General features: G+C 62.0%; 11 protein-coding genes and 1 pseudogene. 11 read left to right on the top strand and 1 reads right to left on the bottom strand.

What is annotated here, in order from left to right:
- Positions 1–137: 137 nt before the first annotated feature.
- Positions 138–793 (bottom strand): annotated as a pseudogene (locus J7E80_RS22090) (GntR family transcriptional regulator); the annotation flags it as partial.
- 437 nt (positions 794–1230) lie between these two features.
- Here J7E80_RS22090 and J7E80_RS22095 point away from each other — a divergent pair.
- The 11 genes from J7E80_RS22095 (at position 1231) to J7E80_RS22145 (ending at position 14851) form a co-directional block, all read left to right on the top strand.
- The gene (locus tag J7E80_RS22095) at positions 1231–2907 is read left to right on the top strand and encodes an AMP-binding protein (RefSeq protein WP_215054360.1); all 1677 of its coding nucleotides are present in this window, start codon (positions 1231–1233) and stop codon (positions 2905–2907) included.
- Entirely contained in the window at positions 2904–3704 is an 801-nt protein-coding gene (locus tag J7E80_RS22100) for an enoyl-CoA hydratase/isomerase family protein (RefSeq protein ID WP_215054361.1), read from the top strand. Before J7E80_RS22095 ends, J7E80_RS22100 begins: the two co-directional genes overlap by 4 nt.
- A complete protein-coding gene (locus J7E80_RS22105; RefSeq protein WP_215054362.1) occupies positions 3701–4456 on the top strand; it encodes an SDR family NAD(P)-dependent oxidoreductase in 756 nt (251 codons plus the stop codon). The genes J7E80_RS22100 and J7E80_RS22105 overlap by 4 nt, the downstream gene beginning before the upstream one ends.
- A 95-nt stretch (positions 4457–4551) precedes the next feature.
- Positions 4552–5751 (top strand): acetyl-CoA C-acyltransferase, encoded by a 1200-nt coding sequence (locus J7E80_RS22110; protein ID WP_396020835.1) that lies wholly within the window; start codon positions 4552–4554, stop codon positions 5749–5751.
- Between the two features lie 225 nt (positions 5752–5976).
- On the top strand, positions 5977–7581 hold the full coding sequence (locus J7E80_RS22115; protein ID WP_215054363.1) for a CocE/NonD family hydrolase: 1605 nt from the start codon (positions 5977–5979) through the stop codon (positions 7579–7581).
- Between the two features lie 158 nt (positions 7582–7739).
- Complete coding sequence (locus J7E80_RS22120) at positions 7740–9020, top strand: MFS transporter (protein ID WP_215054364.1); 1281 nt, start codon at positions 7740–7742, stop codon at positions 9018–9020.
- Positions 9021–9049: 29 nt separating this feature from the next.
- Positions 9050–9676, top strand: a complete 627-nt coding sequence (locus tag J7E80_RS22125) for a TetR/AcrR family transcriptional regulator (RefSeq protein WP_215054365.1) — start codon at positions 9050–9052, stop codon at positions 9674–9676.
- A gap of 317 nt (positions 9677–9993) precedes the next feature.
- Positions 9994–10419: an SRPBCC family protein gene (locus J7E80_RS22130; RefSeq protein ID WP_215054366.1), complete on the top strand. Its 426-nt coding sequence runs from the start codon at positions 9994–9996 to the stop codon at positions 10417–10419.
- Positions 10420–10801: 382 nt separating this feature from the next.
- Positions 10802–12301, top strand: coding sequence for a class I adenylate-forming enzyme family protein (locus tag J7E80_RS22135; RefSeq protein WP_215054367.1), 1500 nt, complete (start codon positions 10802–10804; stop codon positions 12299–12301).
- An 11-nt stretch (positions 12302–12312) separates the two neighbouring features.
- Positions 12313–13551: an acyl-CoA dehydrogenase family protein gene (locus J7E80_RS22140; RefSeq protein WP_215054368.1), complete on the top strand. Its 1239-nt coding sequence runs from the start codon at positions 12313–12315 to the stop codon at positions 13549–13551.
- A gap of 88 nt (positions 13552–13639) precedes the next feature.
- Positions 13640–14851: an acetyl-CoA C-acetyltransferase gene (locus tag J7E80_RS22145; protein ID WP_215054369.1), complete on the top strand. Its 1212-nt coding sequence runs from the start codon at positions 13640–13642 to the stop codon at positions 14849–14851.
- The last annotated feature ends 140 nt before the right edge of the window (positions 14852–14991 follow it).

The following is a 14991-nucleotide window of genomic DNA, read 5'->3' on the forward strand; positions in this document are numbered from 1 at the left end:
TGCGGTTGATCACCATTTCGGTCACTTCGGCCGTTACCTCGACGGGATCGGCGGCGACGACGGCGATCTTGTGGGCGAGCTGGTCCTCGCGGGGAAGGTTCTCTTCGCTCTTGTAGACGCGAACGTGGTTCGTCTTGACCATGATGCTCCTTATTGAGGCGTGTGGGTGGCCTTGATGTGGGTGAGGCTGCGGTGCAGATGGAGTGTGGTGGCGGCTTCGGCCAGCCGGGGGTTCCCGGCGGCGATGGCTTCGGCTATGGCTGCGTGCTCCGCGGCTGCGGCTGTGAGCCGCTGGGCGTCGTCGCTAGCCAGACGCCGGACCCGCACCAGGTGGACGCGAAGGCTCCGCATCGCCTGCGCCAGGTAGGAGTTGGAGATGGCAGCGTCGATGGCTTCATCCAATCGGATTGCCAGCGCGTAATAGGTGTGGCGGGCAGGATCGGCTGCGCTGAGGAGCGCCGGAGCATCCCGAAGTTCCGCGTGGAGGGCGGCGAAGACACTGCGATCTCTCTCGTTGCGCAGCCAGAGCTGCTGCTCGGCATTCCAGGATTTCCCGCAGCTCGAATAATTCATCGATGTCTTCCAGAGAGATATCGGTGACGACGACTCCGCGGCCCCCGCCATTCTGCGTTAGACCTTCGGCGGTTAGTCTGCCAAGTGCCTCACGGAGCGGTGTGCGTGAGACGCCAAGCCGTTCCGATTGCTCGACTTCCGCCAGAACCGTACCCGGCAGTAGGCGCCGCTCAACGATGTCTTCGAGGAGGGCTTTATAAGCCCGTTCACTGGCGCGCATGCTGAGTACTGTATACACAGCAGGGACAATTTCGCAAGGAACGCAGAAAAACGGATGAGTTTGTATACATAACGGCTCCTCCGGTTTGGGGGAATCGTCATGAGCAAGTTCCCGTGGCGTCCGCGGCGATCCTGGCTGGCCAAAGTGATCTGCTGGAAGCCTGAGGGGGAGGCGTTAGCGTGCGCACGTTCTCATGTGGGCGGGGCAGCTGCCCCCGGCGGGGGTACTTTCTTGGCTCACTTCGTACTTTACTCCTGCGTGGAGCCCCGTCCCTCTTCACGATTCGCCTGTCGCCCCAGCAAAGGAGGATGACGATCCCGCCCAGATTCACTTGCCCTTCACAAAAGACTGTACAAGCGTGACAGTGGTCACGTAGGGTACTATCAATCAGGCGATAGTACCCAACGTCGGGTGCTTTTGAGTTTTGGAGGACTTCCATGCAATCACCGACAATCACCGAGACGGCCGCAGGCGGGCGCCGTCTTCACCGCCGCGCCAGTGAGATCCTCGCCGAGTTCGCGTCGCCCTCGGTTACTGCTGCCTGGCTGATGTGCGACCGGCACCCCGAAGAGCAGGTCGCCTTCCGTTTTGTCCACGAAGATCTCGCGGAAGAGGCGATGACATATGGGCAACTAAAGGCCCGTTCCGAGCATGCTGCGCACGTGCTGGCGGCTCAGGGCATCGGGGTTGGTGATCGCGTCGCGAGCCTCATGGGCAAGGGGCCCGACCTGCCGGCTCTCATCTTGGGCATCTGGCGCCTCGGTGCCGTGTACGTCCCGTTATTCACTGCATTCGCGGCGGCCACCGTAGCAGATCGCGTATCGGCCGCGGGAGTGCGCGTCATCGTTACAGACCCTGATCAGGCGTCGAAAGTGGAGGGTCTTGATTGCACCGTGATGCTGGCCAATTTGAGCAAGGAGAACAGCGCTGCCGTGACAGCCTCCGGGATGATTCCTTTCGTTAAGGGTGACGCCCGACTGACAGGCGCTGTCGCACCTGAGGGACCGGGGACAGCATTGGTTCACATGTTTACGTCCGGCACAACCGGTAAGCCGAAGGCCGTGGTGCACCCATTGGCCTACGTTGCAGGTTGGCAGTCTTATCTGGAGCTCGGTCTTGCCCCGGGAGACACCTTCTGGTGCGGAGCCGACCCTGGATGGGCTTACGGGCTCTATACGTCACTGATCGCACCCCTGACGGCAGGTATTCCGAGCATCATCTCCTGTGGTGCTTTCAAGCCCCAGACGTCATGGCGACTCCTGGAAGCCTTCGGTGTCACCGACTTCGCTGCGGCCCCCACCGTATACCGGGCGATGCGTGGCGCCGATCCTAAGGTGGAGTTGCCTCGTTTGCGCCATCTTTCAAGCGCGGGGGAACCCCTGACCCCGGACGTCGGCGAGTGGACGCGTGACCGCCTGGGCCTTGACGTCCACGATCATTTCGGGCAGACCGAACTGGGCATGCCGGCCGGATTCGCCCACCACCCGGACTTATGGCTGAACCCCGTGCCGGGCGCCATGGGCACCGCCTTTCCCGGCTGGGAGCTGACCGCCTTGAAGCTTTCCGATGACAACATCGCCGATGCCGGTGAAGTCGGACGGCTGGCCGTCCGGGTCGATGCAAGCCCCTTCTTCACCTTCACAGGCTATGGCGTCGACCGCGACCTTCGGGGATCCCGCTTTACGCACGACGGGTCCTACTACCTAACCGGGGACCTGGTCTCGATCGATGCCGAGGGGCTCATCCGCTTCTCGTCTCGTGACGATGATGTCATTTTGATGGCCGGCTACCGGATCGGCCCCTTCGATGTGGAAAGTGTCCTGGTCAAACACCCGGTAGTGGCTGAGGCAGCCGTTGTCGCATCGCCTGATGAGGTACGGGGGGAAGTCATTCATGCCTTCGTTGTACCGAGCGATCCTGCATTGGTCGATGATCTCGATGCCGGCCGCGCCATGACTGCAGTTCTGCAGGATTGGGTGAAACAGAATTACGGGGCCCACGCTTACCCGCGCCGCATCACCTTCATCGACTCATTGCCTAAAACCCCCAGTGGGAAAGTCCAGCGCACGGTGCTCCGGGGCCTCGCGGACACCAAGCAGGAGGACCACAAATGACGAATGAACTCCTTGTCACGAATTCAGGCAAGCATCTGCGCGGACAGTTCCCCGGCGTCGCCGAAGAATGGACCCTCAACCGGCCCCACGTCCGCAACGCCCTCAACCCGGCCATAATCTGTGCGATGCACAAGGCCCTTAAGGCAGCCGAAGAGTCTGGTGTCCGGGTAGTGGTTCTTAAGGGAAACGGTCCCACCTTCTGCGCAGGGGCGGACCTGCAGTACCTGCAGAAACATGACGCGCCAGCTGGAGAAACCCCTCGGCACTTCCTCAGCAGCATCTGGGACTTGACCATCGCCATGGAGAATTCACCCGTCGTCTTCGTAGCCGCCCTTCACGGACACGCCGTTGCAGGCGGGCTCGAGCTGGCCCTTGCCTGCGACGTTGTCCTGGCCGAGGAAAAAACGCTCATCGGCGACGGCCACGTCGGCAGGAACCTACTCGCCGGAGGCGGTGCCAGCGCCCGCCTCGAGCGGTCTCTTGGCCGCAGCACCGCCTTCTGGCTCGCCCTGACCGGCACGCTACTCCCCGCCCGGGACAATGCCTTCGCCGGATGGCTCCGATGCGTTACCCCGATGGGGGAACTTGACGCCAACGTCAAAACCATCGTGAACCAACTGCTCAATGTCCCGGCCCCCGCCCAACAGGCATACAAACGAGTGCTGCAAGCACAGGTACCCCCGCCATCAGAGACCGAACGCGACCGCGAACTCGACGCTTTCGATCGCCACTGGGTCGAACAGAACGTCCCCCAAACCCTGCGTCTTTTCCTCAACAAAAACCGGAAGGCATCGTGAACAACTCCCGCTACTCTGAACAAGTCGTACTCGTCACGGGCGGCGCCCAAGGACTCGGCCGCGCCATGGTGGAAAGGTTCTCCGCTGAAGGTGCCACAGTGTATTTCGCCGACCTCAACGACGCCGCCGCCCAAGACGTGGTGGCTGCCAGCCCGGATGGCTCGACCACCTACAGCCGAGTAGACATCACTGACGCCGCCGCAGCCAAGGCCTGGATAGACCAAATTGCTGACGAGCGTGGACGCGTGGACGTTCTGGTAAACAACGCAGGCATCATCAGGGACAACCGGATCGAGAACATCTCACCCGAGGACTGGAACGCCGTCATCGCGGTCAACCTGACCGGTGCTTTCAACTGCACCCAGGCCGCCTTCGGTCACATGAAAAACCGCGGATACGGGCGCGTCCTCTCGTTCTCATCCATGAGCTGGAGAGGCAACTTCGGCCAAGTGAACTACGTGGCAGCCAAGGCAGGAGTTGTCGGCTTCACCCGAGGCTTTGCACTCGAGGGCGCACGCCACGGAGTGACTGCCAATGCTATCGCTCCAGGCCTGATCGAAACCCCGATGCTCGCCTCAATGAACGGACCGGCCCGCGAGAAGCTGGTAGCCAAAGTACCTATGCGCAGCACGGGCAAACCTGAAGACATCGCCGCCGCCGCCGCCTTCCTCTGCTCTCACGAAGCCGGCTACATCACTGGCGTGGTTCTTGACGTCGACGGCGGCATCGGAATCGGCTCCTCAATCCGCTAGAACCCGTACTTCTCAGGCATCAGCCACGACCGGCAATAGCTGCACAGCACCTCCCAGAACGAACACAAGTCCAAGGCCCGAACGGAAAGACCAACATGACAGTAGAAAATCGGAGCAGCGCCCCGATGAGCGCGCTCATCGCCGGATACGCCCGGACTCCTTTCACCCGCTTTAACGGTCAGTTGGCCAGTGCTCCGGCCGTAAAACTCGGAGCACACGCCGCTGCCGCAGCGCTCCGTCGCGCCGGCATCAGCCCGGCAGACGTGCAGCGCGTGGTCGCGGGGCACGTGCTGCAGGCCGGCGCCGGGCAGAACCCAGCCAGGCAGAGTGCCGTTGCGGCAGGCGTTCCGCTCACGATACCGGCCCTAACCATTAATGCGGTCTGCCTGTCAGGAATGGAGGCCGTGGTCGAGGCCGCCCGGCTCATCTCCGGCGGCGAGGCCGACGTCGTCCTTGCGATCGGGCAGGAATCCATGTCCCTGGCACCGCACGTGCTCGGTGCACGCGCCGGACAGAAATACGGAGCGATGGAACTGGTCGACAGTCTGGAGCGTGACGGACTGACCGATGCGTTTGAGCAGGTCTCCATGGGCCTCCTCACCGAGGACGGCAACACCGGCCTGCAACTGGGGCGACACGATCAGGATGCGTGGGCCGCCGGATCGCATCACCGCGCGGACGCCCACCGTGAATTTCTTGCCGGGGAGATAGAGCCCTACATCCTTGCGTCCCGGCAAGGCCAGCTTGTCGTAGCTGAAGACGACGGCATCCGTCCCGACACGACCGCCGATATCCTTGCCGGCCTGCGCCCGGCCTTCACCAAGGAAGGCACCGTCACGGCCGGCAATTCATCCCCCATCACGGACGGCGCCGCAGCCCTGGTACTGGTCAGCCCCGAGGCGGCCGATCGCCTTGGCCTATCCCCGATCGCGGCGATTGAATCGCACGCCCTGGTCGCCGGACCTGACGTGCGGCTCCACAGCCAACCCGCGAACGCGATCCTTACAGCCCTCAAGGGGACAGCCATAACAGCCGCGGATTTTGCGGCGGTTGAAATCAACGAAGCCTTCGCCGCCGTCGTCGTCCAATCCATCCGGGAATTAGGCATCGACCCGAACATCGTCAACGCCCGAGGCGGCGCCATCGCCCTAGGCCATCCTATCGGGGCCTCCGGAGCCCGCATCGTCGGCACGCTCGCACGGCAGCTGGCCAACTATGGCACGGGATCCATCGGTGCGGCGGGAATCTGTGGCGGCGGCGGGCAGGGCAGTGCGGTAGTGCTGCGCGCCCTGTAGCAGCAGTCATCAGCGACGGTTTTATACGTGACGGGCCGTGCCAGCACACGTGCTGCCCCACGAAGGTCGGCCCATCAGGCAGAAGCTGGGGTACTGGGAACTGCTCAAGAGCACGAATAGACCCCCGAGCCCCGGGAGGTGGCGCCCACAAGATGTTCGCCACTGGCCACACAGGCTTGCCAACCCAACCCAAAAAAGAGTTAGACGTACCGAAGGAGCTATGTCATGACCATTGCAGATTTCCTCAACAAAGCGCCAGCGGCGGAAGCTGTGCGCGCCTGGTTAGACTACGATCGACCTGCCGAGTACGAGGCCCAAGTCTCGGAGATCCAGGTGCCTACCCGCGATGGTTCGACACTCACCTGCCGGTTGTACCAGCCGGGGCGAAACGGGAAAGCCACTGGAATTGAGCACCCTGGCATCGTCATGGACTTCATGCCATACGACATGACGGACATGTTCCGCGGCCTGCACGAATGTCTGGCCGAGCGCGGCTACAGCGTTCTTACTGGCCACGTGCGTGGCACCGCCGCTTCTGATGGCGAGTTCACTAGCTGGTTTCCGGAACGGGAAATAGAGGACAACTATGACCTGATTGAATGGCTTGCCAGTCAACCCTGCTCAAACGGGCGTATCGGGCAGGTGGGCCAAAGTTATGGGTCCATCACTGCCTATCGGACAGCCTCCGCCAAGCCTCCCCACCTACGCACGATCGTGCCTGTGCATTCCCCCACCGACATCTACTCTGAATGGGTTTATCCCGGCGGAGTTCCAGCCAGCGTAGGCGCATGGTGGCAAAACGCCGCCATCGTTGATGAGCAAGGACATGCCAGCGTACTAAAGTGCTTCCAGGATAACCCGACTTTCAACTCATACTGGAAGCAGGTCGTTACTACCAACAAACTTAAAGATGTCGACGTCCCCGCCCTCCACATCGGCGGCCACTTCGACATCTTTAAAAACGGCGGCTATGACGCCCTGAGGCAGAGGCCTGAAAACACCTGGCTGGTTTACGGACCATGGACCCACGAAAGCCTGCTCCCAGTCTCAACGGATGCCGACAAGTCATCCGACTTCCTCCTGGCCCGCACTGTTCTTGCCTGGATGGACCATTGGCTCATGGACGTGCCCGGCGCCGGCCTGCCCCCAGCAAGGGTCATCAGCTACGAATCGACTTCAGACATTAGCGAAGGCGTTTGGACCGAATTCGCGACATGGCCCGCGCCTAAGGCCACGCCCAGGCGCCTCTTTCTCACACCGGACGGCAGCCTGACTGATCAAGCACCGGAAAACAGTGAAAGCCACTACTCAGTCAATCCCTATGACGGACCGAGCACCGGCCCCCTCGGCAATAGGCCACATGACACGGGCCAGGACCAGGCAGCAAGTGAAATCTGTTCTGAGCGGCCCGACGGTCGTCACGGCCAACGCAGACGTGTGTTTACGCTGCCCGCCTTTGAGAGCGACAGCGTTGTGGCTGGGCCCGTCACCCTTCACCTACACGCCTCAATTACGGCTTCGGATACCTACTTTGTGAGCAAGTTCGAGGTCGTGACGCTTGACGGGCAGGTACTTCCCATTGATACGGGATACCTACGGGCGCAACTACGCAGCACTCTTGAGACGCCTGAGGAAATCGTCCCCAACAAGCCTTTCACCTACACCATCCTTTTGGGCGAGGCCCACTGGCGTTTTAAGACAGGTGAGCAGCTCCGCGTGACGCTTAGCGGCGGCGACTTCCCCAAGATCCTGCCTACAACTCCAGCCGGGATCATTACCATCCACCACGGAACCGACACGTACGTGGAAGTGCCCGTCCTCGAAGCGTAGCCATGCACCACCAGGGCAATCCCGCCGAGTCCACGACGGGTAGGTCTGTCCGTTGCTGACCTCTTTGGCGCCAAACACCCAGCGAAGCTCCTGGTAACCACTCATCCCGACTAGCTGCGCCACCATGTCAACCAATTTCGTACTCAAAGGAGAGTGCAATGTCCGCCCCTACCCTTACCACAGCACCCACAAGTCCGCGCGTTCGTCCGCTTGCGGCAGCCGCCGTCGGCAACGTCGTCGAATGGTTCGACCTAACCATCTACGCCACCTTCGCCGTCTATTTCGCGCCGCTCTTTTTCCCGTCAGGCGAGCCGGCAGCAGCCCTGTTGTCAACCTTCGCAGTCTTCGCGGTTGGATTCTTCGTGCGGCCACTTGGTGGATGGCTGCTTGGGGCTTACGCCGACCGCAAGGGGCGCAAGAAAGCCCTGACCCTCACGATTGTCCTTATGGCAGCCCCAACCTTCGTTGTCGGTCTGTCGCCGACATATGCGTCAATCGGGCTGGCTGCCCCCATCATCCTCGTGCTGGCTCGCATGGTCCAGGGATTCGCAGCCGGCGGTGAGTCTGGTGGGGCCATGGCCTATCTCTCCGAGATCGCTCCTGAAGGCCGCAAGGGACTCTACAGCAGCTTCTGGTACGCGACTGTTGTGGCGGGCATGGTGATGGCTACCCTTCTGGGTTACGTTTTGGCAGCCCTCATGAGCCCGGAGGCACTGGCCGAATGGGGTTGGCGTCTTCCTTTCCTTGTCGGCGGCGCTGCCGGCATCGTCGCCTTGTGGGTGCGGCGTTCCATGGTTGAAACGGGCGACGTATCTGCCAACGCCGGCGCCTCCGGCCATCATGCCGGCCTAGTCGCTCTCGTAAGCGAGTACCCTCGGGAGACCCTGCGAGTAATCGTGCTCATGGCTGGTGCGGCCACCGCCTTCTATACCTTCGTCAGTTACATGCCGACTCACCTGATCAAATCCGTCGGGCTTTCAGCGCCGGAAACCTTCGGTGTCCATACCGTGGCGCTCGTGTTCTTCATGATCCTGCTCCCACTCCTCGGGCACCTGTCTGACCGGATTGGTCGACGCCCGCTGGGTCTCATCTTCTCTTTCGCCGGCGCCGTCGCTATCTACCCGCTGAGCCTGGCTCTCAGCGACGTCTGGTTTGTGAGCCTGTTGGTCGATCTGGCGTTCCTGACGCTGACGGCCTGCATGTTCTCCGTCCTGGCGGTGATCATGGCGGAGCAGTTCCCTACCCGCATGCGGGCCATGGGAGTCGGGGCGCCATACAATCTGTCGACTGCAATCTTCGGGGGGACTGCACCGTTCCTGCTTACCTGGTTGGCAGGGCTGGGCCATGCTGACTGGTATTTCATCTATCTCTCAGCCCTCGTCTTGATGGTCAGCCTCGGGCTGCTGACAAGGCGAGCGAGAGTGTCAATACAGGCCTGAGCTCGCAAAGTCAGGGCACAATGTAACTTGTGACTCAACAAACTGAGAAGCCGCAGCACCAGCCCGCCGCCGGCCGACGTAAAGTTGACCGGCAGCGGCGCTCCGACTTGATGAATCAGATCGAAGAGATAGTGCTTCGGGAGGGATTCATGGAGCTGAACATGGACGAGCTCGCCAGCCGCCTGCACTGCTCCAAATCGACGCTTTATGGCGTGGCAGGAACCAAGCGCGATCTGGTGGTGGCGACAGTTAAACACTTCTTCGAGAATGCGACCCGGCGCATCGAGGAGGCGACGGCAGCGGAGGCGGACTGCCGCCGCAAAGTCAAGGTCTATCTTCGAGGAGTCGGACGGGAAATGGGTCGCAACTCACAGCAGTTCTACCTGGACATGGTCGCCTATCCGCCGGCGGCAAAGGTCTACGCCGTCAACTCCGCGGCGGCCGCTCGACGAGTTCGGGAGATCATCGATCAAGGCGTAGTCTCGGGACAGTTTCGCGCCGTCGACGCTGCCTTCGCCTCGGAACTGGTGGTTCTCGCGATCGACGGAGTGCAGTCCGGCCGACTGCTCGGCCCCACGGGACTCACCGCCGGCGAGGCGTTTGCTGAGATAGCCGACATCCTGCTCGACGGTCTGCAGTACCAGTCGCCGCGCTAGAAGAGCGTGGTAGCTCCAAATGTGTTCGCCGGAAATCGGCCCTGCTCAAGCGCAAGATCGGTGAAGATCGCGGCGCATAACTAGGCGCGCAACGAAACCAAGGCCGTGGCGCTGCCCTGAGTCAACGACATCTCACACTGGTGGTTTCCTTCGCGGGGGGTGCCGATCACGCCGCAGAGTGTTAGTTTAGGGGCGCCATCACGGCGGCCCCATATGGCTCCCGGGTTGAGGCGAGACCTTTTACTATCGAAATCACCTGACGCCCCGATATATGATCCGCTTATTCAGCCCAGATTGTGCACTCGACGGGGCATGCCATGAAAATCGAGGTTTCCGTTGTCATCGATAGGCCGCCTGCGGTGGTGTTTGAGTTCTATGTGGTGAACCATGTGCGCAACCATCCTCGCTGGGATCCGAGCATCCAGCTGACGCAGCTCACCGAAGGACCTGTGGGGGTCGGCACTCGGATCAAACGCAGGCACACACGTGTTGGCACTCCCATCGAGGGCATCATGGAGGTGGTGGAGTTGGACCCCGGAAAGTCCATGAAAGCCGTCATCGTGGACCAAACGCCCGGCGGACCCCTGGAAGTCCATGGCCGTGTAACATTCGAGGCCGTTGACGGTGACAGGACCAAGCTGACCATCGAGCTGGACATGCCCCACTTTCACAGCTCAATGGAGCCAGGCCTGATCGAAGGCGGCTACCGGCGAATCAAGGAACTCGTAGAAACTGAGACCTAGGGGACCCCTTCTGTGCATGTCAAGCTGGGCGGGGTCTGGCTTCGGATGTTGAGTTGGCCGGCGAGATACTGCTTGAGGCATCGGCGGATCACCTTGTCGTGCGGCCGTCAGTGTGCCGTTTCTCGACGCAGGAGCCGGTGTCGAGCTCCTGGGTGATCGTTGCGATGCGCAGGGCGCGGTTCAGCACCGCCGCGGTTGAGTCGATGGCGCACGGTTTTCCCGAAGTAGGCGGAGATGGAGAAGGGCATCGAACGCGGCTCGGAGTGGACCCGTCCGGGGTGGGACCATGCGCTCAGGATCTGTTCACGGATGACGAACTTTCATTCCATGCTCGTCCCCGGAGGACGAAGCCAGATGCTGCGCCGTTTCCTATTCTGAAGCGATGACTATCGAACAGGCTCATAACACTGACGTTTCCGTGCTTGTCAGTGTCCCCTTTGAAAGGGCACGTCAGAATCCAACGGGCGAATGCATCCGCGACCAGAACCGCTCGTTCGACAACCTTACATTCGCCCTGGACACGGCTGCCCTTGCAGCCCGCCTTGCCGCCCGTGGCGTATCCCGGGGCGACGTGGTCGCCATCTTGCTGCCAAATTGCGCCGAGATCGTCACGACGATGTTCGCCGCTTGGTCGCTGGGAGCTGCCCTCACACCGATGAACCCGGCGCTGACAGACCCGGAGGTCATCTATCAGCTCCAGGACTCGGAAGCGAGGGTCATTATCGGGGACGAACGGGCTGGGCGCCTTGCAGCCGGACTGGAAATCACCCACGTCGACGCCTCCACGATCCACACGGGTTCGCCCGCTGATCCCGACAACGCTCCTGCGGGCGTTGCGGTGGCAGAACCAGAGGATTTTGCTCTCATCATCTACACGTCCGGAACCACGGGAAAACCCAAAGGCTGCGTCCTGGACCACAGCAACATCACGGCCATGGTGGCCTCCATCTCCACGCATTTGGAAATTGACGCCCAGGACACCAGCCTTCTAGTCCTGCCCTTGTTTCATTGCAACGGGCTGCTGATCGGGGTTTTGTCGGTCCTGCTTGCCGGCGGCACAGTCGTTGTCGCCCCACGGTTCGATGCCAAGACATTCTGGGACGTCGTGGAAGCGGAACGGCCCACGTTCTTCTCTGCTGTCCCCACGATGTACGCAATGCTCGACGCTCAGACCACCCCGGCAGTAGACACCTCATCGCTGCGCTTTCTCGTGTGCGGAGCTGCACCGATGCCGGCCGATCTCCTTGAGCGCTTTCAAGACAGATTCGGCGTGCCTGTCGTTGAGGGCTACGGCCTCTCAGAGGGATCGGTTGCCTCAACATTAAACCCGCTGCGGGGACCCCGCAAGGCAGGCACCGTAGGGCCAGCGCTGCCCGGGCAACAGCTGCGGATCGTAACCCCGGACGGTGCCACGGCCAAACAGGGGGACCGTGGAGAGATCCTCATCAAGGGGGCCAACGTCATGCGTGAATACCTGGGGCGCCCGGAGGAGACAGCGACAGTGCTCCACGACGGATGGCTGCGCACAGGTGACGTGGGCTATCTAGACGAGGACGGGTACCTGGTCCTGGTCGACAGGATTAAGGACGTGATCATCCGGGGCGGAGAGAACATCTTCCCGAAGGAAATTGAGTTCGTGCTTTGCCAGCATCCCGATGTGCTCGAAGCCGCTGTAGTCGGACACCCCGATCAGGTCTTCGGGGAAGTACCCGTCGCGTACGTCGCGCCGGTCCCTGGCCAGCAGCTCAATGGTGTGGAGCTGGAGAGGCATTGCCTGGCATCTCTGGCCAAATACAAGGTTCCCCGCCACTTCGCCATCATTGCGTCCCTGCCCAAGAACTCGGTCGGCAAGATCGTCAAGGCCGGGCTGACGTCGTGCTGAATCCTCCGCCAGTGGCAACAGAGAGGTCTACCGCCGGCCTCGGAACCTTCCCGGCGGGAACCGTTGAGCCCGCCTATGTGCTCACCGGGGCTCCCACGACAGACCCGGCCGGAGTGTTCAGCGACATCTCAAGTGCCGATGGCACTTTCTGGGCACGCGCCCGGACGTTTGTCCAGGAGGAGGTCCAGCCCGTCATCGCAGGATACTGGGAGCGGGCCGATTATCCGCTGCACCTAGTAAAGCGGTTGGGGGAGCTTGACCTGCTCCGGGACGGCGTCACTATTGACGGCTTTGCTCCCATGAGCAAAATGGCCGCTGGGCTGGTCATGATGGAACTCAGCCGCGGGGATGGCTCCATCGGAACCGCCGTCGCTGTCCAGGGCGGTCTGGCGCTGAGATCCATTGCCTACTGCGGCTCGGACGAGCAGAAGAACCGGTGGCTTCCCGCGCTGGCGACGGCGCAACAGTACGGAGCCTTCGCGCTGACAGAGCCCACCCACGGTTCGGATTCCGTGGGTCTGGAAACTTCGGCCACAAGGACGGAAGGCGGCTTCCTGCTCAACGGCGAGAAGAAGTGGATCGGCAACGGCTCAATCGGCGGAATCACCGTCGTGTGGGCCCGCGGGGACGACGGGCAGGTGCACGGCTACCTCGTGCCGCAGGACTCGCCCGGCTACCTGGCGACCACGATTGAGGGGAAGGCATCCCTGCGGGCGATCTGGCAGGCCCACATCCGGTTCGAGGACGTCTTTGTCCCGGACAGCAATAGACTCCCCGACGCAAATTCGTTCAAGGACACCTCACGGGTGTTGGTGGCCACGCGTCTCGGCGTCGCCTGGTCCGCCGTCGGCCATGCCACTGCCTGCTATGAAACTGCGGTCCAATACGCCGCGCAGCGCAAGCAGTTCGGCCGTCCGCTCGCCGCGTCACCGATCGTGCAGGAACGTCTGGCCCGGATGCAGAGCGAACTGGCCACCATGCAGTTGATGGTCGTGCAAATGACCCGACTGGACGAAGCGGGCGCCCTCACGCCTGCGCAGGCTTCTCTTGCCAAGTTCACGTGCACCCGCACGGCCCGCTCCGTGGCCGCCAACGCCCGCGACATGCTGGGCGGCAACGGCATTCTTATCACCAACCGTGTTGCCCGGCACATGGCCGACATCGAGGCGATCCACACCTACGAGGGCACCGAGTCCATCCAAGCCCTGATCATTGGCCGATCCATCACCGGCATCTCGGCTTTCAACTGAACAGCCCGCATCTCACCCGTCCCCCTGCCAGCCCAACCACCAACACCCGCATTATCTGCACTGACTTCCTTGCCCTGAAAGGCCTTCCATGAGCTCTTCCAACTCGAACATTCCCGTCATTCTCGGTGGCGCCCGTACACCGTTCGGCCGTTTCCGAGGCGGCCTGTCAGCCTTTTCCTCCAGTGGACTGGGCGCCCACGCCATCCGCGCGGCCTTGGAACGCTCGGGCCTGCGTCCGGATCAGGTTGAGGCCGTTATCGTCGGCCAGGTTTTTCAGGCCGGCGCAGGGCAGGGACCTGCCCGACAGGCCGGCCTCGGCGCCGGTATCGGTTGGGACGTCCCGACCGTCACCGTCAACAAGCTGTGCCTTTCCGGGCTTACTGCCGTGATTGACGCCGCCAGGATGATCCGTGCGGGCGAAGCCGACTTCGTGGTCGCCGCAGGCCAGGAATCCATGACAAACGCACCGCACCTGCTTAAGGGACTACGTTCCGGCGTTGCCATCGGAGATACCCTCTTACTGGATTCACTGAACCATGACGGCCTCCAAGACCCCTTCAGCGGACAGCTAATGGGCGAGGCTACAGATGCGGGCAATCCAGTCCGGGGGATAAGCCGCCTAAATCAGGACGAGATGGCAGTCCGCTCGCACCAGCGCGCCGAAGCGGCGCGTGCTTCGGGTATCCTCGCCGAGGAGATCGCTCCGCTGGAAGTCCCCCAGCGCAAAGGGCCTGCCATCACACTTTCCGACGATGAAGGCATCCGTCCGGCGACCACACTTGAGGCCTTGTCCCAGCTCACGCCGGCCTTCGCCAAGGGCCAGCACGCCACCATCACGGCGGGGTCTTCGTCGCCCCTGTCCGACGGTGCCGCCGCCCTTGTCATTGCCAGCAGGTCAGCCGCAGAAGCTTTGGGCCTGGAATGGATAGCTGAGATCGGAGCTCACGGCCAGACCGCCGGCCCCGACGGCTCCCTTCACTCACAGCCCTCACAGGCTATCGAGGCGGCATTGAAGCGCGAAGGGATCACCGCTGCGGAGCTGGACCTGATCGAAATTAATGAAGCTTTCGCCTCCGTCGTGATCCAGTCCGCGCGGGACCTTGGCGTTGAGACGGAGCGCGTAAACGCTGAAGGCGGGGCAATAGCTCTCGGTCACCCGGTGGGCGCTTCCGGTGCCCGCCTGGTGCTGCACCAGGCTCTGGCACTCAAACGTCGCGGCGGAGGAACGGGTGTGGTCGCCCTATGTGGCGGCGGCGGTCAGGGAGATGCCTTAGTCATCAAGAACGTAACCGGTGAATGACGCTTGGAGTCGTCACATCAAAAATCCCTTGCCGAGCCGCCCCAATACCCTCTTTATCCCACCTCAGATCCTCGACAGGACAATCCATTGAATTTTTCTGACTTCAAGGCCTTAGCCGCAATGCCGTTTACTTAGGTGTC

Source organism: Arthrobacter sp. ISL-28, assembly GCF_018613875.1.
Lineage (GTDB): Bacteria > Actinomycetota > Actinomycetes > Actinomycetales > Micrococcaceae > Arthrobacter.

Bases quoted from the DNA above. Each gene is read 5' to 3' on its own strand.
- J7E80_RS22095 (WP_215054360.1), top strand. From the start codon at position 1,231: ATGCAATCACCGACAATCACCGAGACGGCCGCAGGCGGGCGCCGTCTT.
- J7E80_RS22100 (WP_215054361.1), top strand. From the start codon at position 2,904: ATGACGAATGAACTCCTTGTCACGAATTCAGGCAAGCATCTGCGCGGA.
- J7E80_RS22110 (WP_396020835.1), top strand. From the start codon at position 4,552: ATGACAGTAGAAAATCGGAGCAGCGCCCCGATGAGCGCGCTCATCGCC.
- J7E80_RS22115 (WP_215054363.1), top strand. From the start codon at position 5,977: ATGACCATTGCAGATTTCCTCAACAAAGCGCCAGCGGCGGAAGCTGTG.
- J7E80_RS22120 (WP_215054364.1), top strand. From the start codon at position 7,740: ATGTCCGCCCCTACCCTTACCACAGCACCCACAAGTCCGCGCGTTCGT.
- J7E80_RS22130 (WP_215054366.1), top strand. From the start codon at position 9,994: ATGAAAATCGAGGTTTCCGTTGTCATCGATAGGCCGCCTGCGGTGGTG.
- J7E80_RS22135 (WP_215054367.1), top strand. From the start codon at position 10,802: ATGACTATCGAACAGGCTCATAACACTGACGTTTCCGTGCTTGTCAGT.
- J7E80_RS22145 (WP_215054369.1), top strand. From the start codon at position 13,640: ATGAGCTCTTCCAACTCGAACATTCCCGTCATTCTCGGTGGCGCCCGT.